Source organism: Dapis brunnea BLCC-M229 (assembly GCF_050015995.1).
In the GTDB taxonomy this organism is placed as follows: domain Bacteria; phylum Cyanobacteriota; class Cyanobacteriia; order Cyanobacteriales; family Microcoleaceae; genus Trichodesmium.
Map to the genome: position 1 here is coordinate 1 of NZ_JBNHEP010000165.1, position 20,078 is coordinate 20,078.

Annotated in this window: 15 protein-coding genes and 1 pseudogene; 7 read left to right on the forward strand and 9 right to left on the reverse strand. The window is 37.7% G+C overall.

Annotation, left to right across the window (positions count from 1 at the left end):
* Positions 1-382: 382 nt before the first annotated feature.
* Positions 383-562: a hypothetical protein gene (locus ACP6PM_RS19110; RefSeq protein ID WP_426587390.1), complete on the reverse strand. Its 180-nt coding sequence runs from the start codon at positions 560-562 to the stop codon at positions 383-385.
* A gap of 502 nt (positions 563-1,064) precedes the next feature.
* On the opposite strand from ACP6PM_RS19110, the gene ACP6PM_RS19115 reads away from it, so the two are divergent.
* Positions 1,065-3,107, forward strand: a complete 2,043-nt coding sequence (locus ACP6PM_RS19115) for a DICT sensory domain-containing protein (protein ID WP_426587392.1) — start codon at positions 1,065-1,067, stop codon at positions 3,105-3,107.
* Between the two features lie 36 nt (positions 3,108-3,143).
* Here the strand turns inward: ACP6PM_RS19115 and ACP6PM_RS19120 are convergent, their stop codons facing one another.
* A complete protein-coding gene (locus ACP6PM_RS19120; RefSeq protein WP_293109564.1) occupies positions 3,144-3,473 on the reverse strand; it encodes an STAS domain-containing protein in 330 nt (109 codons plus the stop codon).
* A 571-nt stretch (positions 3,474-4,044) separates the two neighbouring features.
* Here ACP6PM_RS19120 and psaD point away from each other — a divergent pair.
* The 4 genes and pseudogenes from psaD to ACP6PM_RS19140 form a co-directional block, all read left to right on the forward strand.
* Positions 4,045-4,473, forward strand: coding sequence for a photosystem I reaction center subunit II PsaD (gene psaD / locus ACP6PM_RS19125; RefSeq protein WP_426587394.1), 429 nt, complete (start codon positions 4,045-4,047; stop codon positions 4,471-4,473).
* 1,140 nt (positions 4,474-5,613) lie between these two features.
* Positions 5,614-7,149, forward strand: a complete 1,536-nt coding sequence (gene trpE, locus ACP6PM_RS19130) for an anthranilate synthase component I (protein ID WP_426587396.1) — start codon at positions 5,614-5,616, stop codon at positions 7,147-7,149.
* A gap of 724 nt (positions 7,150-7,873) precedes the next feature.
* Positions 7,874-9,202: an aromatic ring-hydroxylating dioxygenase subunit alpha gene (locus ACP6PM_RS19135; protein ID WP_426587398.1), complete on the forward strand. Its 1,329-nt coding sequence runs from the start codon at positions 7,874-7,876 to the stop codon at positions 9,200-9,202.
* A 130-nt stretch (positions 9,203-9,332) separates the two neighbouring features.
* A pseudogene (locus tag ACP6PM_RS19140) lies at positions 9,333-9,800 on the forward strand (hypothetical protein); the annotation flags it as partial.
* 214 nt (positions 9,801-10,014) lie between these two features.
* Here ACP6PM_RS19140 and ACP6PM_RS19145 read toward each other — a convergent pair.
* From ACP6PM_RS19145 to ACP6PM_RS19170, 6 genes are all read right to left on the reverse strand, one after another.
* Positions 10,015-11,031, reverse strand: coding sequence for a zinc-binding alcohol dehydrogenase family protein (locus ACP6PM_RS19145; protein ID WP_426587400.1), 1,017 nt, complete (start codon positions 11,029-11,031; stop codon positions 10,015-10,017).
* Between the two features lie 205 nt (positions 11,032-11,236).
* A complete protein-coding gene (locus ACP6PM_RS19150) occupies positions 11,237-11,650 on the reverse strand; it encodes a DUF4437 domain-containing protein (protein ID WP_426587415.1) in 414 nt (137 codons plus the stop codon).
* Positions 11,651-11,869: 219 nt separating this feature from the next.
* Complete coding sequence (locus ACP6PM_RS19155) at positions 11,870-12,667, reverse strand: SDR family NAD(P)-dependent oxidoreductase (RefSeq protein ID WP_426587402.1); 798 nt, start codon at positions 12,665-12,667, stop codon at positions 11,870-11,872.
* A 13-nt stretch (positions 12,668-12,680) separates the two neighbouring features.
* A complete protein-coding gene (locus ACP6PM_RS19160; RefSeq protein WP_426587404.1) occupies positions 12,681-13,649 on the reverse strand; it encodes an LLM class oxidoreductase in 969 nt (322 codons plus the stop codon).
* A gap of 102 nt (positions 13,650-13,751) precedes the next feature.
* On the reverse strand, positions 13,752-13,925 hold the full coding sequence (locus ACP6PM_RS19165; protein ID WP_426587405.1) for a hypothetical protein: 174 nt from the start codon (positions 13,923-13,925) through the stop codon (positions 13,752-13,754).
* Between the two features lie 52 nt (positions 13,926-13,977).
* On the reverse strand, positions 13,978-14,823 hold the full coding sequence (locus ACP6PM_RS19170; RefSeq protein ID WP_426587407.1) for an enoyl-CoA hydratase/isomerase family protein: 846 nt from the start codon (positions 14,821-14,823) through the stop codon (positions 13,978-13,980).
* A 621-nt stretch (positions 14,824-15,444) separates the two neighbouring features.
* On the opposite strand from ACP6PM_RS19170, the gene ACP6PM_RS19175 reads away from it, so the two are divergent.
* Complete coding sequence (locus tag ACP6PM_RS19175) at positions 15,445-15,801, forward strand: winged helix-turn-helix transcriptional regulator (protein WP_426587409.1); 357 nt, start codon at positions 15,445-15,447, stop codon at positions 15,799-15,801.
* 388 nt (positions 15,802-16,189) lie between these two features.
* Here ACP6PM_RS19175 and ACP6PM_RS19180 read toward each other — a convergent pair whose 3' ends face one another.
* Positions 16,190-18,022 carry a glycosyltransferase family 2 protein gene (locus ACP6PM_RS19180; protein WP_426587411.1) on the reverse strand — a complete coding sequence of 611 codons (1,833 nt, stop codon included), beginning with the start codon at positions 18,020-18,022 and terminating at the stop codon, positions 16,190-16,192.
* A gap of 1,136 nt (positions 18,023-19,158) precedes the next feature.
* Between ACP6PM_RS19180 and ACP6PM_RS19185 the strand changes: the two genes are divergently transcribed.
* Positions 19,159-20,007 carry a hypothetical protein gene (locus tag ACP6PM_RS19185; RefSeq protein WP_426587413.1) on the forward strand — a complete coding sequence of 283 codons (849 nt, stop codon included), beginning with the start codon at positions 19,159-19,161 and terminating at the stop codon, positions 20,005-20,007.
* The last annotated feature ends 71 nt before the right edge of the window (positions 20,008-20,078 follow it).

Below are 20,078 nucleotides of genomic sequence, written 5' to 3' on the forward strand. Positions count from 1 at the left end.
CGTAACGGTTAAAACCCGAGGTAATTATCAATTATCCATTATCAATTAATGAACTTCAGCTACTTACCATTACATTTCAGCAACGCCAATTTTTATCCATTTTTCCCAGTTATATGAGGAAAAAAATCCAGGTTTTTGACCTAGATTTAGTCCTACATCTTGCACTTTTTTCAAGCTAATTCAGCACTTAAATCTCTGATATCTATGGGTTTCAGATTGATTCAGCAAGCCCTAATAAAAACAAGAAAGCTATTAAAAAAAACTTTTGTATTTTGACACTCCACGGACTAAAGTCGCGTTGATTCCCTTATGTTGTTAAAACAGGCGATCAATCCGCCTGTTTTAACTTCTCATCAGTTGAGAAACTGTCATCGACCCCTAGCTAAGAATCATCTGTATCCATTACAGATACAACTTTATCAAGATTCAAAGGACAACTAAAACCTAACCATTGACCTATATGTTGAGAGGCATTCCAATCAGCATTGCAAGTGTAACCATTAAAACCTCTAAAAGTATGCTTTACCCTCTTACCTATTACACCGTGACGATGGTATGACATTACTGTTATACGGAGCGGGTACAGGCTCCACTTTAGCTACCTCTTTCTGGAATTGCGTTATGGCAGATTTGTCTTCTCTTCATCCTCGTCCCCCTCTCCACTATCCAGTAAGGAATTCGATCTTATGTGGGTAAAGCATAGCTTTTAGGGGGAGGTTTTAAACCCAATTTTTCGGTAAAATAATCAATTTTTGTTCATTATATGTAATAGCTAACAATTACTGATAAAATTATTACTAACAAGTTTTTTAGATAGTCGCCGGAGGGTATACCTCTTGCAGAAGAGCTTTTCATGTCGCGAAGGGAGATAGAGACCAAAAACAAACTTGGAGAAAGTTTAAGACAATCATAAATAATAGCAACATTTGATCAAGCTTTAACCCACTCAGAGGTTGAAAACCTAGTAGAAATCACTGACCTAAAAGTGTAGTGTAGTTAAGGATGTCAAATCAACGATGTATATTTAATGTTAGTAATGCAGTAGGTTAAAAAGTAACCGCCAGATGACCATTCCTAAATCCGTATTAGCAGAATTGGTGCTAGAGGTTCCGCAGATCAGACCACAAATTTATTTTAAGTCATCTCTGACTGCTCTCTCTCATGCGATGGAAGAGCAGGTTTTAGCAGGTTCCGATCAACCTCTGGTAATAGCAACTTTTCAGAAAGAGCGTTTTTATCGTCAAGAAGCTCACCGTTATCGAAGAATTGCTAACCTCACATCCCAAGTATATGTACTAGCTGCACCAGAAACGGAATTTAAAAATTCTTCTGAATATCACGAAACAGTAGCTTTTGATCCGAGAGATCCTTTAAGTATGGAATGGAATCTACTGATCCTTGCTCAAGAGTATTCAAGTTGTTTGATTTGCAATGAGTGTGATAATTCTGGCCTAGTTGATGAAAGAGATCGGTTTAGTGGAATGGAGCAAGCGCGTCGGTTTGAAGGGATCTGGACTTTTGACCGTCAGGTATGTGTCCAATCGGCTGCATTATTACTCCATCGAATCCTTAAGTATAGACCAGAGTTGGAGGAAAAGGTTCAAGCAGCTACAGAAATTTATGGCATCAATTTGGATTTAAGGAAGCGAAAAAAATCTGCTAAAAGTAAATCTAGTTCTAATGGTCTTAATAAGAAAGCTTCAGAAGTAGTTGGAAATAATAATTTTAATAATCCTTTTGCCCAACGTTTGGTGACTTATTTGCAAGCAAGCCAATATAAGTTACTTAAAACTTATCGCTCAATCGCGGCTCAGGAAAAAAAACAACGCTTGATTAATATTATCTCTTCTGCTATGAGGCGATCGCTAGATCCGGATGAGATTATCAAAGTGGCAGTGCAAGAACTAGGAGAAGCACTTTTGGCCAGCCGATGTTTGATCTATCAGTGTCGGCCTGCGGATACAATAGCAACTATTACTCACGAGTATTTAGGTCTATCAGTAAAATCTTTGCTGAATCAGGTCTGGCCTCTAAAAGACAATTATCTGTTTCAGAAAGTTGTTCAAACTCAAGGGCGAGTTTATATAGAAGATACAAGTTTGCTACCTGAGTATTTGGTGCTAGAAACTTCAATTACTGGCAAATCTAAACATAGAAATTGTCTGGAAAACTTAATATCTCAATGGGAGATTTCGAGCTGGTTGATGATACCTCTACTGTATCAGGGGCGACTGTTAGGTATGGTGGAATTACATAATTGTGGATCGTCTCCCCATAAGTGGTCTGAAGAACAAATAGATTTAGTAGAAGCGATCGCTACTCAGTTAAGTATAACTTTGATTCAGGCAGAAACTTATACTCACCTAGAAGAATTAAATCAACAATTAGAGGCTCTTGACCGAACCCGCAGTAATTTAATTGCTATTACTGGCCATGAGTTACGGACTCCCCTATCTACGATCCAAGTTTGCTTGGAAAGTCTTAGTCAAGAACCGGATATGCCTGAAGAGTTACGCCAAGTTATGCTAGAAACTGCATTGGCAGATGCAGATAGAATGCGTCATCTTGTGCAAGATTTCTTAACATTGTCTCATTTAGAAAGTGGTCGAGTTCAATGGAATATAGAATATCTACCTCTATTAGAATGTGTTGATTTAGCTCTTAGTAGTATCCGGGCCCACAAATTAGAACAGGAGTTGCCGAATATTACTACTCAGGTATCGGCAGAACTACCTTTAGTCTTGGCCGATGGGGAATGGTTAGTAGAGGTCTTGTCAAAACTCTTGGACAATGCTTGTAAGTTTACTCAAGCTGAAGGAAGAGTAATAATTAGAGCGACTTCTAATAGTGAGAATATGTTGAAGGTGACTATCTCTGATACTGGCCGTGGGATTGAACCTAATCAGTTAGAGACTGTATTCGATCGTTTTTATCAAGAAGAAGGCGCTTTACGACGTAGTGTTGGAGGCACAGGTTTAGGTTTAGCTATTTGTCGTCAAATTATTAGTCGTTTAGGGGGTAAAATTTGGGCTGAATCGGCTGGTAAAGATCGGGGTAGTGAGTTTCATTTTACTATTCCAATTGTTGGTAATACTCAGAAGGAATAAGAAACATAAAAGGAACTAAATTAATAAATTGAAAAGCTAGCAAAGTAGTAGTTTAGGGTTTAATGAATTGATCAATGTTTCGTCTTCTAAAATTTTAAATTCTTGGTCTAGTCCGGTAATTTCAAAAACTACTTGAATATCATCTTGGAGGTTGAAAAGATATAATTTACATCCTCTTTTTTCAGCAATTTTGCGGACGACCACTAAAGTAGTCAAACCAAAATTATTAATTTTGTTGACCAATGCCAAATCTATGATCCAGTATAAATTTTTGTTTTGGAAAATTAGTTTATCTACTATTTGCTTGAGTCGATAACTCCCCTTTAAATCTAAGTTGCCTTGAGGACGAAATAAAATTGCTTGCATAAAATATAATCCTATATATAATAAGTGAAAAATAAAATTATAAAAGTCAAGGAATTAACAAAAATTAGCTATCTAAATTTTAAGATTAGCTAATATAAAATACTAAACTTTCGCTACATATTTCCCTGTAGTTAAGGGGGTTATAGATGTTTGTTTCCAGCATTAATTATGCTATTTCAGATAAGAATAGTAATTTTTACTGGGGTTGATGATGAAAAAATAGTTCCTATAGCACTAAGTTAATTGGTTAGGACAATAAATTTAGGCTCAAAGGGAATAGAAAAATGTCCTAACCTTAATGGGTAGCGCTATATACTTGAAGTAATTAAAATAAAGCAATATTATTCAATGATTTATCTAACCTAAAAAAAAGTATTGACAAATTCAAGGGGACTATTGCAATTACCCACTTTTTTAATTGTAAATTTGGACAACTAGAACAGCAATCGAAGTTAATGGCCTATACTGTGGCCTAAGTTCTAATAATCCTTTTGTAACAGAACCTTACAATTTCTTAAACTTGAGTAACCCTGGTGATAACATTCCATAAAAAGGTTCATATAAGAAATCTATGGCAGACGAACTAACAGGACAACCTCCAATTTTTGGTGGCAGCACTGGTGGCTTGCTAACCAAAGCCGAAGTTGAAGAAAAGTACGCTATTACCTGGACTAGCTCTAAAGAACAGGTGTTTGAAATGCCTACAGGTGGCGCAGCTATTATGAATGAAGGTGAAAATCTACTATATTTAGCGCGTAAAGAGCAATGCTTGGCCCTCGGTACTCAACTACGGACTAAATTTAAGCCCAAAATTGAGAACTTCAAAATCTATCGAGTTTTCCCCGATGGTTCTAACGAATACCTACATCCAAAAGATGGTGTCTTCCCTGAGAAAGTGAATGAAGGCCGTCCTTATGTAGGTAAGATTGACCGCAATATTGGCAGTAACCCAGAACCAGCTACGCTGAAGTTTACTGGTAAAAAACCCTATGAGGCATAGGATTAGATCTATCAGTTAAAATATGGGATAGGATGAACCGTAAATAATATAGGCTTTTAATACTGGCAATATTTTTTGCATCTCCTATCATTCATTTAATGATTGACACCTCAGCTTTCAGATATTTCATCTGAGGCTGAGGTTTTAATTGATTTTATGAAGGAATAGGCAAGAAGGAAGAAGAAAAAAATTATATAAATGATAGATTTTATGGTAGTCCTGTAGATGTAGTGATTTAGGGTAGAGGTAGGGAACACTTAACACTTAACTGGGAATAGGGAACAGAAATTATCTTAAATTCTTAGTTTCAAAGAAATAGTATTCCCTTGACTACTTGACTTTTTTTAAGATATCACTACTTGTATACCACTACCGATTTTATTATATCAATTACCAAAAATAATTCTATACTTCAGCAATACTTCAACGATTAAGTAATTAGTATGATTAAATAATTTTTTTGACAATTATTAATATTTTGATCCCTTTCCTGCTCTCCCATCGAATCAGATGTATAGCAATCATATTTCAATTGTAAGATTTTAGTGGTAATTAGAAATCAGTCGGACTGAGTCAGAATATAAAAGGATTTTGATTTATCTTAATTGTTCTTAAATGTCTCATAAATCATTCCTGATTGCTATAGCAAAATTTTTGAGATACAGAATTTAAAAAACAAAGTTGAAATAGGTTAAATCTAACTTTCTTTAAATTATCCAAGTAATAAAATTATGAATCCTAAGCAGGTAGGCATAATTAAACATAACTATGTCCGAAGCAACTGAAACGGAGTAGACGGAAGTAATCTCAATTATTTCAGATATTTAAAAAGAGTTTCCATGTTACCAATATACTTAAAAAGTGCTGTAATTTATATAGAATATAGAACCCATTTGATAGCTATTTAAAATAGAGATAGGGAGGTGGAGAGTATTTTTCAACCTGGTTGGTGCGCTACCAGGTGCGCCGTGAGACGGCGCGGGGTCGCAGGAGCTTTTTCCCTTATACCTTCCCTCCATCTTCTGACTCCTGACTCCTGACTCCTGACTCCTGGTAAAAATGCGGGTCGCTGAAAGATACGCTTAGGGGTTCTATAAAGGTGTTGGTTGCGTATTTCTTAAATCTAAAACTGCAAAATTTATGATATTTCCAGACTTCTCCCAATTTTCCCAACTAGCAAAACAAGGTAACTTTGTCCCTGTCTACCAAGAATGGGTAGCAGACCTCGATACTCCTGTTTCTGCTTGGTATCGTGTTTGTGCCGATCGACCGTACAGTTTTTTACTAGAATCAGTTGAAGGTGGAGAGAAAATAGGACGTTATAGTTTTCTTGGTTGCGATCCATTGTGGGTATTGGAAGCAAGAGGCGATCGCACTACCCAAACATACCGGGATGGCACAGTTAAAACTTTTGATGGCGACCCCTTTGATGCTCTAGATAACTGTCTCCAACCCTATCAACCTGTAAAATTACCTCAATTGCCTTCTGGTATTGGGGGGTTATTTGGTTTCTGGGGTTATGAATTGATTCGCTGGATCGAACCTCGTGTTGCTGTTTATCCACCTAATGAAAATGATTTGCCTGATGGTTTGTGGATGCAGGTGGATAATTTGTTGGTTTTTGACCAGGTGAAGCGGAAGATTTGGGCGATCGCCTATGCAGACCTCCGCTCTCCAGAGGTAGATTTAGAGGCAGCTTATCAACAAGCGTGCGACCGCGTTTCTCAGTTAGTAGATAAATTGCAATCTCCTCTATCACAACAAAATACTTTACTAGAATGGCAACCCCCTGGAGAAAAAGATAAAGAAGTTACAGATATATACACCAGTAACACAACCCGTGCAGAATTTTGTGCCAACGTTGAGAAAGCTAAAGACTACATCAAAGCAGGAGACATTTTTCAGGTAGTTATCTCACAACAACTCTCGACTGAATATACAGGAGAACCTTTTAGTCTTTACCGTTCCCTGCGACTAATAAACCCTTCCCCATACATGGCATATTTTAATTTTGGTGATTGGCAAATCATTGGTTCGAGTCCGGAAGTTATGGTGAAAGCAGAAAATACACCAGATGGTAAACGCCTCGCTACGGTAAGACCAATTGCCGGGACTCGTCCCCGTGGCAAAACTTATGCAGAAGATAATGCTTTAGCTGAGGAGTTGTTGCAAGATCCGAAAGAAAGAGCAGAACATATTATGTTAGTTGATTTAGGTCGAAATGATTTGGGTCGTGTTTGCCGAGTGGGAACGGTAAAAGTTGATGAGTTAATGATAATTGAACGTTATTCTCATGTGATGCACATTGTTAGTAATGTGGTGGGAGAATTGGCAAGCGATAAAACTGCTTGGGATTTATTGAAGGCTTGTTTTCCTGCGGGTACTGTTAGCGGTGCGCCGAAAATTCGGGCGATGGAAATAATTAATGAATTGGAACCTTGTCGGCGGGGTGTTTATTCTGGGGTTTATGGACATTATGATTTTGATGGTCAGTTGAATAGTGCTATTACGATTAGAACTATGGTTGTTCGGCCGAAAAATGATGGTAAACACACGGTAACTGTGCAAGCTGGAGCTGGTTTAGTTGCTGATTCTGTGCCGGAAACAGAGTATGAGGAAAGTATTAATAAAGCTAGAGGTTTGTTGGAGGCAATTCGGTGTTTGAAAAGTAATTAGAATACGGAGTAGGGAGTAGGGTTCATTAATGGATAATGAATAATGGATAATGGATAATGGATAATGGATAATTACCTCTGGTTAAAACCGTAACGGAATTAAATATAAGGAAATATTATTTCTTGTCTTGGTCGATTGGATATGGCGTTAGCGTTAGCGTTAGCGAAGCTCCTCTGCAAGAGGCAGCTCCTCTGAAAGAGGCAGCGGCTCTGCAAGAGCGGGAGACGTCGCCATCCCTAGACCGCTTTTTCCCCTTTATTGGGAAGGCTTTAAAGGGTGAATTATTTAATTAATAATTATTAATTATTCGGTAAGATTATTTTTGACCAAAAAATAAGGTCTCAAGCTTCCCCTTTTAAGAGTATGAAAGAAAGAATCTTCAGTATTTCAATCCCAATGGTTAAGGCAGAGGTACTGATAAGTGATAACTGAAATGACTATACAATTCCCAAAAATAACTCTATAATTGCTCAAGACTTAAGTTATGAAGTAGGGCTTGCTGATTAACTATCGAAGCATTTATATATAAATGCTTGAGCCTTTGTAGGACGAAAAAAGTGCCAGCTTTTTGAAACATAGAGCTGCAAAAATTTAGCATTTTGGGTAGAATAATAGCCGAAAAATCAACAGAAAATTTTTCCTTATACTTCCTCTATAATTCCCATTTCTGCTAACTACTCCCTACTCCCTATTCCCTAATTTTTGAACTATAACAACAAATAAAATGCAAACTGAATTTAACTTTTTTCAGCATTGGTATCCGCTTTCACCTATTGAAGACCTAGATCCAGAGATACCTGTTCCTGTAACTTTATTGGGAATACGTCTAGTCATCTGGAAGCCAAGATATTCTCAGAATTACCAGGTATTTTTAGATACTTGTCCTCACCGTTTAGCACCCTTAAGCGAAGGTCGTGTTGATGACAAAACTGGTAATTTAATGTGTAGTTATCATGGTTGGCAATTTGATGCTCAAGGTATTTGCACTAATATTCCCCAAGCTGAAAATCAGGAAATTATACAAAAAAATCGGCAAAATTTCTGTGTAACTACCTTACCAGTACGCGAGGAGAATGATTTACTCTGGGTTTGGCCTGATGCGAAAACAGCAGACTTAGCTGCTACTACACCCCTACCATTATCACCACAAATAGATGCTGAGAAAGGTTTTGTGTGGTCTTCTTATGTCCGCAATCTAGAATATGGTTGGGAAATTCTAATAGAAAATTTAGTAGATCCTAGTCATGCTCCTTTTGCTCATCATGGTGTACTGGGTAATCGAGACAAAGCAAGACCTATACCTATGGAGATTCTGCAATCTACAATTAATTTAGTTGAAGTTTCTCTTTCAAAAGGCTTCACAAAAATTACTTTTGAACCTCCTTGTCGGTTGGAATATGCAACTACTATTGGTGATAGTGGAAAGAAAGTAGGACTTGTTACTTATTGTATACCAATATCTCCTGGTAAATCTAGAATTATTGCTCAGTCTACTAGGAATTTTGGGAACACACTTCAGAGGTTTAAACCGCGTTGGTGGGATCATATCAAAACTCGAAATTTGCTTATAGATGGAGATATGGTTTTGCTAAATCAGCAGGAATATTTACTGCAACAAAAACAATCAAGTCAAAGTTGGAAAACAGCTTATAAATTACCTACAAATGCAGATCGTTCAGTCATTGAGTTTAGAAATTGGTTTGATAAATATTGTGGTGGTAAATTACCTTGGAGTGAAGTGGGAATTAGTGAAAAAAATAACTCTCTAATAAATAATAATCATGCCTTACTATTGGATCGTTATCAACAACATACTCAGCATTGTAGTAGTTGTCGGCAGGCATTGAAAAATCTACAAAGATTACAAATTTTACTTCTAACTTATTTCATAATTATTGTGTCTGGAGTTTCTATCTTTCCAGATAATTTGCGCATTCAAATAGGTTTACCGTTAGTAATTACAGCACTTTTAGGAATAGGAATTTATGCTTGGTTAAAATTGTGGTTAATTCCTCAATTTTACTTTGTTGATTATATTCATGCTAAAAAATGAATTTATATTTTTGAGGGAGTAGGAAGAAGGTTTTCTATATCCTTTTTCCTAATGGGACTTACACAACTTAATAAGCAAAATTATATAATGCTTATATATCAAAGATTTTACTTCAAAGCTATCGGTAGCAATGAAAAAAACAACCCCTGCTGTAATGCCCCCTTGGTTTTAAAGGTGATACCAACAGTTTGATAATTGTTGGAAAAACACACCTCAAAAAACAGGATTCCACCATTATTTGAGTGGATTATTAGGAGAGAGTGAAAGAAAAAATATATCTCACCCTCGCCAATAACTCTGTTGGAGTAGTTTATAATCGGTTACATCATTTCAGAGCAGATTGTCCTTGGGAGCCGAATCAAATCAATGTTAACGTTTGCGTAGCATTCCGTAGGAAAGCTTTGCGTTAGGAAACGTTATCTAGAAAATAATTAACAAAAGTTATCAAGCCAAATTCAAGAAAGGGTTCAATTTGATTTTAGACGATTCTGGACATCGAAAAAGCGCACCGCCTGCGCTGAGGAAACCTCAGCGTAAAGACGGAGCAAGAAGTGATAATTTTACATCAGGAGTAGGGCGACAATACATTGGAGAAATCAGTAATATTATGTTCGGTTAAATAGTTTTTATAATTCAAGTTCGTAGTATAGCTCTCAGCCCTTTCTACAGTTAGGCCTGAGAGCTATACTACAAACCATATACTTTATTATAAGTGACTATCCGAACATGGTATAAAACAGATAATTGAATAGTAACTGTAACAACTCATCCGACATAATGGCAAAAGCTGAAAGCTGATAGCTAGTTAAAGATTAACTCCATTCAGCTAGAATAATTTTTCCAATAGTTCTACCCTTTTCAAGGCGTTGATGAACATCCCGTAGGTTTTTAGCATTGATTGGTTTGACTACCTCATTGCAAGTTGTAACAATTACACCATCTTCGATAAGTTTACTCAACTGATTAAGTAAATTACTTTGCTCTGCCATATCTTCTGTTTGATACATGGAGCGAGTAAACATAAATTCCCAAACAAAGCTAGCACTTTTACTTTTTAAAGTATTCATATCTAGCGGTTGTTCATTTTCCACAATGGAACAAATCGTTCCTTGGGGTTTGATGGCTTTAGTCATAGCTTCCCAGTGACCATCGGTGTCGTTCAAGCACAGAATATAATCGACATTTTGATAACCAACTTTATCAATCTCTTCCGCAAGATTATTGCGATGATTGACCACTTCATCAGCACCAAGTTTTTGACACCAAGCAATAGTTTCAGGACGAGAAGCTGTAGCAATAACCTTAAGTTTGGCTAGTTTCGCTAGCTGAATAGCAATAGAACCAACTCCCCCTGCACCATTGATAATTAAAATTGATTTACCTGCATCTGCTCCTTTTTTATCAATATTCAATCTTTCAAATAGAGCTTCCCAAGCAGTGATACCAGTAAGAGGAAAAGCTGCTGCATGAGCAAAATCTAAATTCTGGGGTTTGCGACCAACAATTCTGGCATCTACTAGATGAAATTCGCTGTTGCTACCAGGACGAGTAATATCTCCTGCATAATAAACCTCGTCTCCAGGTTGAAATTCTGTTACTTGTGCTCCAACTTCTACCACTATACCTGCTGCATCCCAACCAAGAATGCGGGGTTGGGATTCAACCTTATCTTGAGGAGAGCGGACTTTAGTATCTACTGGGTTAACAGAAATAGCTTTAACCTCTACCAATAAATCTTTGCCTTTAGCTGTGGGTTTAGGGATTTCAACGTCTAATAGACTATTTTCGTTGTCAATGGGTAAATATTGAGTTAAACCTACTGCTTTCATGGATTTTACCTCCAAATTTTATTTAAATATTATGGCGCTACGCGCTACGCGCTAGGGAATAGGGAATAGGGAACAGGGAACAGTAGACTGTTAAAGGGTTTTTCCTGCGGAAATGCTCCGCGAACAGGATGGGGAAATGTCCTAACCTTAATGCGTAGTGCTATATTAGCTAGCTTATTAGGATTGAGCGAGTTTACTTCTTGGACTACGCCGAAATGACATCGAACTTGCCATTCGTGTGTACATAGATGATGCTCTCCTCTTCTGCTTTAGACGAGACTTGATGCACCGACTCTCCCTTCGAGCTGAAATAACTGCCTGGTATCAAGATCTTGATGTCAGTTTCACTTGGGACTTGGTACTGTGGTTGACCCTGGATTACTACAGCGCCCAAGGTTGAGCCGTGGCTATGTATCTTTCCAGTAAATCCAGCAGGTAGCTTGACAAAACTCCCGTATAACTTATCGTTCTGCGGGTTGCCCCAAATAAAGGCTAGCTTTGGTCCATTGGCAGAGGGGGGTATTCCGGGCTGGTCAATCCAAACGATGTTCGATCGGTCCACATTAATAGGCTTGTCATCCCTAGAAAACGCTTTCTCAGTAGGAAGGACAAGATACAGTCCCTCCTCGGGCGGGGTTGAGGGGTCACTACTGGACTTCGGACATCAAGACGACCTCGGAGGTTGGCTCGATTTCGGATTTCGGAACAATGCTTTGGGATGTGACCTGCGCGCAACCCAAAGCTGTTACGAAAAGTCCAAGTGCGAGTAATAAAAACCTTCTTATGTTCTTCATGGGGAAAATTTTTGGTAATCACTTATTTGATGTACTACCAAAGTTTAAGCTAAAACCGTCTCAATAACACTTACAATCTCTTGGCATTTCTGTGTATCAAGGGCATCAGGATGGGGAGAGGCAAACTGACCTAAATCATTGTCAAAATACTTGCCTGAAGCAGTTTTGAACTCATCTGTCAGTGCTGCGCGAGTCAGTATTTCTGCCCCGATGCGGATATCACCACCGTTCACCCCAAAAGCCTGCTTTACCATTTTGCTGCCGAGCATTGACCCAGGGTTAATTGCGACGATCATAGGACCGTGATCCTTAAGGGAAAGCGCCAGACTGCGCGACCACATTGTAAGGGCTAGTTTGCTTTGTGCATAAGCTGCTCCGTCGGTCAGCTTGACTTGTCCAGCCAGTGCTTCTGTTTGGACGGTAGATTGAGCAGCGGAGGACAGATTAATCACCCTTCCTGAAGTACCGAGCAATGACAATAACCGTTGCGTAAGCAGATAGGGAGCGATGGTATTGACAGAAAAGCGTATATCAAGACCATCCTGGGTGACAGGAACGGGCGCATTATACACACCTGCATTATTGATTAGCACATCAAGTTTAGAGTGCTTTTCCGCTACAGCTTTCGCGAGTGCCTCGACATTATCCATGAGCGACAAATCGGCCATGTAAATTTCAATACGTCCGCCACCTTTGAGTTCAAGAAGCGTTTTTTGCACTTGTTCGAGCTTTTTTGGACTACGACCATGCAATAACACATGGTGCCCCAGCGAAGTAAGCATCTTCGCTGTTTCCAGTCCAATACCATCGGTAGAGCCAGTAATTAAAATAGTTTTTTGCATGGCTTTGTCTCCTTTATCCATTGAAGTATGGCAGGATCTCATCTGCTAAACGTTTCAGTGTTGTATCAATATCGGCTTTATTAAAGCGCAGATTCAGCGCAACATGATTGACACCAATCTCTTCCCGTGATTTTAAATAATCTCGAAGATGGTTGACTCCCAGTCTAAATCCTAAGTGTATAGGTTGGGGAGGAGCATTAGGTGATTCGACCAAATCAACATAAAGCGGTTCCATAATTGGTTGGGCAGACCTCCCTACTTTCCGAACCAGCTCTCGCCAATCATTGATAATTTTTGCCTGTAACACAGCATTACGAGGATAGAGCATCCAGCCGTCTCCATTTTGTGCAATCCACTCATGGGTTTGCTGACTATTTCCTGTAACAAGCAATGGCAGTTTTCTTGAATTAGGCTTAGGTAACATATCTATAGAGCCATTCGTGCCACCATAGGTATTCTCAAAATTTGGTGTATTATCGGCCATGAATCTAATATAGTCATAGCTTTCACGAAATCCTTTGCCCCGATCGGTAAAAGGTAAATTGAGTGCTGGATATTCTTCTTGTCGATCGCCAGAGGCAATGCCTAGAATGAGTCTTCCACCTGACAATACATCGGCGCTGGCTGCAGCTTTGGCAACGTGAGCTGGATGCCTCAACGGTAAAATAATACTAGCAACACCAAGTGCGACTCGCTCAGTTTTACCAGCGAGCAAACCCAAATAGACGAAGGGGTCGTAGATTTGACCAGCATCACCAAAAGACGGCACATTAAACGGTACATCACGCAACCAAACAGCAGAAAATCCCAGTTTTTCTACCAATTGAACGCGTTCTATGTGTTGAACCATGGAAGGCACCGCTCCTGAGGAGTAAGCCTCGATCGGTACTACTAATCCAAGGCTCAACCGTCCCAAACGAAATACTGAATTGTATCCTTTATTAATGGATTGAAACCCTAATTTGTTCGTTTTCTCAAGCATTTTAAATTCTAGTTAGTATAGCCTTCTGGCTATTGCTATTAGACATCTCCAGAAAAGAGGGAACAGGGGGGAGTAATTGATAATTTATAGATAAGAATTGATTTAATTTTTCATTAGCTCTCTGGCAGGTCGCCCATTAGCAGCCCAGTTAATGTTAATTATTCTCGTAGTCCTGCATAGTAATGGTAAGAATATACATTTTTTTCCCACACTCCCCACATTCCCCATACTTCCTATACCATTACTATGCACCACCATCATTATTCTTATGTTCACTTCTCCCCTACTGTCCTACTCCCCAGCTCAAGAAAATTCTGTTGAGTGCCCATTATTCGATTTCCTGAATAGCAATAACTCCTTGCTCCCAGTTATGCTGGTTCTCCATATCGTTTTGAAAGCCTTTGTCATCTGCGATTTGGAAACGCTTAATCGCTGGTGTTTTGCTTGTTGCCTGATAGAGCCAGTAAGCTTCTTCTTTGAGAGCATCTTCGATTGGTTTATCAATTGAAGCATAGACAGCCTGCTTACAAGCATTAATCGAATCAGCTGGGAAACGAGCAATGCGTTTTGCCAACTCATCGACATATGCACCAATCTTATCAGCATCAAGAGCTTTATTAATAGTGCCATAGGCTTCTGCTTCGTCCGCATCAAAATCACGGGCACTTAAAATAATTTCCAATGCCCGACCCAGTCCTGCCTGACGAGCCATACGTGATGCACCACCACCACAAGGCAGAATGCCCATACCGACTTCCATCTGCATGAACTTTGCCTTACCACGAGCTGCAAAGCGCATATCACAAGCTAGCGCAAATTCATGACCGCCACCGCGTGCGAACCCTTCGATTTTGGCAATAGTCACCTGTGGCAGTTGACTAATACGCTCCAGGGTTGTCTGTAGATAGAGCAGTTCTACCTCGTCGTGCGATACTGCTGTTGTAGACATATCTTTGAGGAAATTAGTATCAGCATGAGCTACAAAAATCTCTGGGTGCGCAGATTGGAAAACAACAACTTTGACGCTACGATCGCCCTCAAGTTTTTCTGCCAAACGATTTAGATCGTCTAGCATAGGAATGCCTTGAATATTTACAGGAGGGTAATCAAAAGTAACAGTAAGGACTGCTTCATCCTTTGTTGCCTTGAATGTAGTGTAGTCTTCGTAAGCCATATCTATAATTTTGCAAGTTGTTAAAAATTGGACATCTATAGCGCTACGCATTAAGGTTAGGACATTTATAAATCCTCAAATCTTTTGATAGTCTGCTGTTCCCAGTTAAGTGTTCCCTATTCCCGATTCAAGTAGTGCTATAAAAGTTCCCTTATGGGATACGTAATTGGGAAACTGCGTAGCTTCAGCTCGCAAAGGAACAATTGTGGAACACTTTTAAGTGTCGGCGAGCTAACCTTTGAGGGTGGGAAAAATTGTTTTATCCCCAAAACCTCTCACAAGGGAGTAAGGTTTGCCTCACTCAGGTTATTGGTCGGTAGTCTCGAAATTGCAAGGTCTCACCCCTCGTAAAACTGTTTAACAATTTATCTCTAGAACTTGAAGCTGATATGCACTCCAAGCTAGGGACTTTAACTATTGCCAATAACATAGCCACTTAAGACTTAAGTTTGTCAGCTAGCTTCACTTTGAGGCTTGAAGCCTCTGTTCGCTTTAGCACGGGGTGCTAACTGTTTTATGGGTTATATGATTAAAAGTATAATAAAAATCCAAATAATAACAAGTAGGCACAATTTTTTTATATAGTGACTTAAAAGTAACTATTGAAAGGTTTAGATAATTATGACGCAGAAAAATAATTACGATCATCCCTATGGGTGTTCTGTCGAAGTCACATTATCGGTGATTGGTGGACGGTGGAAACCTGTGATTATTTTTAATCTCTTGCAGAATGATGTGTTACGCTTCGGTGAGTTGAAAAAAAAAATTAAAGGTATTACGCAGCGTATGCTTGCTAATCAACTACGCGAATTGGAAAAAGATAATATTGTCGCGCGAAAAGTCTATGCTGAAGTACCGCCACACGTAGAATATTCCCTGACAAATTATGGTCGTACTCTGGAGCCAATTATGATTTCTATGAGAGATTGGGGTGCCGAGCATATGAATGTAAAATGTGATAAGTCCTCGTCTTTGTAAAACAATTCCCTAGAGAGTTGGGAACGAAATTTGGTGAGAAAGTTCTGGCCATTATTGAATTATGCGATCGCAAAAACAACTGAATCACTTCATCAAGTGAATATGTTTTTTTGAAAGCCAATAAAACCTGTAAACCGAACTGGCGATCGCCAGCCCGGTTTTAATAATTAACCAGATGCTTTATTACACATCGAAACTGGAGGCAACTCCACTATTAGTGCAAATAATTATGTCGAAGGGGCAGCAGAATGTATTGCTAAAGTTACTATAGCAATATGATTTGAGTTGTTAGATATTGGAGACTTTTAGGGAACACTTAACTGGGAACAGGGAACAGGGAAGAAGAAAATGTATTTTATTCATAAGATAACTGCTATATTCTATCCTTTTAAACAGCAGCTTTTTCAGGTTGGGGATAAAAATAGGAACTCTGGGAAGTCTTGAGCTGAGTCTGGGCAATGACATTTTTTTCAATGGTCTTTTCACCTAACAAACTTAAAACACAAAAAGCAATTTTTTGCATATCTTCTTGTTTGGGTAGTTTGAGAGGTAACTCCTGATGATTTAATGCTTGTTGTTGTTCTATTTTCTTCACAATTTGCATTGCAAAGTCAATAAATTCCCAAGCGGATGAAGACAATAGTTGCCAACCTTTAGACTTGTTATATTTAACTAAATTTAACGGAAGTTTTTGATGATTTATTCTTGCTGAAGTTACCCAAAGATAGATATTTTGGTTCCAAATAGAAGTAGATCGTCGAAATTTATTAATTTCTAGGGCGTCACAAATTCTCATTAACAATGCTGGTGTTATAATTGTTTGATCGCTTTGATTTTTTTTTGGTGGTATATTCTTTAATCGTTCGCAAACTTTAGCCATATTTTCTACATATAATGGCATTTCAACAATATCAATATTAAGCAAATTGAAAGCTAAGTACATCGACTCTTTGTTGGTTAGGGAAAGAGAGGGTATTTCTGGCTGAACATTTGCGACAAAATTTGTTGTTTCGGCTGATTTAAGTTTGAGTAAATTCGGGTTAAAGTTTAAAATATTTGCTGCTAAGTATTGAGGCTGATTAATATCAGCATAATCTGGAGATTTTTGAGTAACTTCAAATTGATTGTTCCTTAAGACTTGTCTGAAGTAAGCATATAGAGAGACAATCTTCATAAAAGAAAGATAAAAAAAACTAAGAGATGAATATAGTAAAAACCATCTTTTACTCACACTTTCTTCGTCTCTGACTCTAAAAATCCACAAGGGTTCTATCAGCAATAAACTCAGATTAATCATTAAAATAAACAACCAATTATTTGACCAATTCCAGTCATTTGTTTGAATCGATATTGATATGGCTAAAGGTAGAACTTGTAATAAAATAAATTGTCCTATTTCTCTGAGAGGAAAAAGCATCAATAAGCCAACTTTCTGTCTAAGAGACAATTTACTTTTACAAGCAAATAAAATTCGCCAACCATATTTCCAGCTTACTTGTAACCAACCTTGCGCCCATCTTGTTCTTTGTTTCCATAATTCTTGGAGATTATTAGGTGGCTGTTCATAACTCACAATATTGGAGTCAAAAGCTATTTTTGTACCACTTAACAAAGCCCTAATAGTTAAATCAATATCCTCAGTCAACATACTATGATTAAAAGATAGTTTTTTTAATACTTCTGTTTTGAAATAACCATTAGAACCACCAAAAATTGCAAAATTCCAGAGTCTTTGTCTGGCTTGGTGATGAATATTATACATTTGATTAAATTCAATGTTTAAAATTTTACTCATCTCAGAGTTAATTAAGGGTAAACAACTTCCCTGAACAATATCGTAACCTGTAGTTAATTTCGATAAAGCTTTGGAAAAATTTGTACCAAGAGGTTTATGATCGGCATCAAAAATAGCAGTATATTGAGTTGTTATTTTATCTAAAATATAGTTGATATTTTCGGCTTTAGATTTACTGTTTGGAACTTTAACTGCAACAATCGGTAATTTTTTAAGTTCGGCTTCTACAGGTAGAGATTTAGGAGTATTGTAAGGCAAGATAATCTCTAAAGGTAAATTTAAGGATAAAAAATGTTTGATTGTATCGAGGATTAAATATTGTTCTGCTGGTAAGTAAGCTGGAATAATAACAGTAAATTTATCTATTTTTTTGACTTCTGTAGAACTAGATTTGGGGAGAGCTGATAGATGTTCAACTAATCTCATTAGAGAAGAAAAACAAATAAATAAAACAGCAAAAATATAAAGAAAATAATTAATATTTACATGAATTAGTAGACATAATAGAATTGTTCCTAATGAAATTAATATCAAAAAAATTAAAAACAGTAAAATTATCAACATTATTCTACACAAATCAACAAAACTACTTGGCCAATAGATAAGCAGGGTATAATAATACCACTTCACTTTCCATAAGTCACAAATAGTTTTATGATCTCGGGTGTGAAATAATCGCCTAAAATTACTGTAGCTTCAAAGTTTTCAGCCCATAAATCTGATTTTTAATTTTTGACTTTCGTGAAACCGTATCATACCAGTTTGATAAATGTTTGCTATAAATAGGGAACTTTAATTCTAACTACTACCATGCACAATAAATACCTGTTACAAAAACTATTACCTCTTGCCTTTTTGTTCTTAACCTATCAACTCAGTCGGTGTAACATTATTTTGGGAAATTAGTATAAGATAACTCCTGGCTAACCTATTTTCTCAGGAAAGATACTCTTACAACTTTACACAAACTTCATATAAATTACTAATATCTTTACCAGTTCTTTATAAAAAGTATCCGGATGTCAGTGTAAGATGATACAAAAGCTAAATCAAAGTAATCAGGAACCTCATTAACTATAAAGTTAAGGTTCAACCTGGAAAACTATGCCTGTCAGTAGGTGGAGTTTCCACCAATTTCAAGCCTGTGGAGAAGATAAATTACAGACTGCGGTCAGTGGTCTTCTGTGTTTCGCTATGCTATATAAAACGGGCAGCGTTACGTCAGCAAAACAGGAACTGAGCTGCAAAAACCCTCTTGAGCAGGGCAAACGCATCTTATTTTGAAGTTCTGGCAGGGCAAGGATGTCAGGTGATTGAATATTTATGCTTATTACTTCTATAAATCTTAAGGGTAAAAGCTTCCAGAATTTAGATGGGTTTGCCCTGCCCTCTTGGGTAAGTTTGGGTAAGTTTAGTAGAACGGAGTTGTCACACACTGGTTGCTTTCGCCCGTTGCTGACATGAAACGCTCTGAGTAGCTAATCCAAAACCTGACCAGCCTAATATCAAAGGTAGCCTAAGTTATCAGTAAATGTTGAAGTTCTTAATCAAGATAGAGATAAATGATGAAATTTCCAAATATTCTGACCAATATCAATATATCGATATTTAAGATTGCTCCCATACTAATTGGAACTGTTTTAGTAAGTTCGCCTAGTTTAGCAGCGAGTTTTGCATCCTCTGAAAGTAAGGTAACAATTGATAATTTAAGTAAAAATCCTGATGGAGTAGTAGCAGTTGAGAGCACAGTTGAATCTTTTTCTATAAATGGGGGTGAAACTAATGCAGATGCTTTGGCTGAAGCAAATTTTGTCAGTGTTCCAGCTAATGCCGATAATTTATCTAAATCTGTAGTTGAGGGTACAGGTAACAGCTTTTTTGCTAGAGCAGAAAGCGCTTCCGCAGTTCTTGGTAATTTTTCGATACTACCAGGGGAAACATTTTCTTTCGATTTTATGGTAGATTTTAACCTAAAAACCTCAATTAATAGTTTAAATAAAAGTGCTAATGCTGGGGGAGATGTCAGCTTTTTTATCCTTGAGATCGTAGGTGAGGATACAGATATTTTGTTAGATTCTTTTACTGTATCTGGTAACTTGCAAACTGCAGGGGATAATGACTTTTTTGATTTCACTCAGAATATTGATGGGAATAATTTCACTATAATTGATGATTCGGTCGATCTCTCTTTTGGTAGTCTGGAAGAATATGTTTCCGCATCTTTTGATGGTTCATATCAGATAACTTTTGATAGTAACCAGATAATAAATATACTTCTACTAGAAGTCAAAGCAAATTATGCACAGGTAAGTGCTCCCGAACCATCAACTACTATAGCTTTTCTGTTGTTTGGTGCTCTAGGTGTTAGCACAAGGTTCAAATCAAGAATTAATCGCACTCTTCTAAGATGAGGAATGATTACGAGGTTTCATTAATGGATAATGGATAATTGATAATGGATAATTACCTCTCCCTTTTAGGG

Coding starts and splice junctions, on each gene's coding strand:
- ACP6PM_RS19110 (WP_426587390.1), bottom strand. CDS start 562: ATGTCATACCATCGTCACGGTGTAATAGGTAAGAGGGTAAAGCATACT.
- ACP6PM_RS19115 (WP_426587392.1), top strand. CDS start 1,065: ATGACCATTCCTAAATCCGTATTAGCAGAATTGGTGCTAGAGGTTCCG.
- ACP6PM_RS19120 (WP_293109564.1), bottom strand. CDS start 3,473: ATGCAAGCAATTTTATTTCGTCCTCAAGGCAACTTAGATTTAAAGGGG.
- psaD (WP_426587394.1), top strand. CDS start 4,045: ATGGCAGACGAACTAACAGGACAACCTCCAATTTTTGGTGGCAGCACT.
- trpE (WP_426587396.1), top strand. CDS start 5,614: ATGATATTTCCAGACTTCTCCCAATTTTCCCAACTAGCAAAACAAGGT.
- ACP6PM_RS19135 (WP_426587398.1), top strand. CDS start 7,874: ATGCAAACTGAATTTAACTTTTTTCAGCATTGGTATCCGCTTTCACCT.
- ACP6PM_RS19145 (WP_426587400.1), bottom strand. CDS start 11,031: ATGAAAGCAGTAGGTTTAACTCAATATTTACCCATTGACAACGAAAAT.
- ACP6PM_RS19155 (WP_426587402.1), bottom strand. CDS start 12,667: ATGCAAAAAACTATTTTAATTACTGGCTCTACCGATGGTATTGGACTG.
- ACP6PM_RS19160 (WP_426587404.1), bottom strand. CDS start 13,649: ATGCTTGAGAAAACGAACAAATTAGGGTTTCAATCCATTAATAAAGGA.
- ACP6PM_RS19170 (WP_426587407.1), bottom strand. CDS start 14,823: ATGGCTTACGAAGACTACACTACATTCAAGGCAACAAAGGATGAAGCA.
- ACP6PM_RS19175 (WP_426587409.1), top strand. CDS start 15,445: ATGACGCAGAAAAATAATTACGATCATCCCTATGGGTGTTCTGTCGAA.
- ACP6PM_RS19180 (WP_426587411.1), bottom strand. CDS start 18,022: ATGAGATTAGTTGAACATCTATCAGCTCTCCCCAAATCTAGTTCTACA.
- ACP6PM_RS19185 (WP_426587413.1), top strand. CDS start 19,159: ATGATGAAATTTCCAAATATTCTGACCAATATCAATATATCGATATTT.